1 protein-coding gene is annotated in these 218 nt (G+C 38.5%); it reads right to left on the reverse strand.

The genetic code is table 11. From position 1 onward, the window contains the following. Positions 1-6 precede the first annotated feature (6 nt). On the reverse strand, positions 7-218 hold a 212-nt coding region (locus VOR_RS19160), incomplete at its 5' end, for a restriction endonuclease subunit S domain-containing protein (protein ID WP_286118507.1).

Consider the following 218-nt stretch of genomic DNA (forward strand, 5'->3'; position numbering starts at 1 on the left):
GTGGGATCATGGGGCGCATACAAATAAAAGACAAAAATACTCAGGACGTATGACGTCGCGATTTAATCTAACCCTGATGATGTTAGTAGAGAATCTCGCATTACCTAGCATTTCAGGAATAACGCAAACTTCACCAACAGTACCTGATCTAGAAATAACAACATCCCCTCTTTTCAATTCATATTCTGATAACTGTTCGGCTTTCTCTTCAGATATAT

Origin of the sequence: Vibrio ordalii ATCC 33509 (assembly GCA_000257205.1) — a bacterium.
Classification (GTDB): domain Bacteria; phylum Pseudomonadota; class Gammaproteobacteria; order Enterobacterales; family Vibrionaceae; genus Vibrio; species Vibrio ordalii.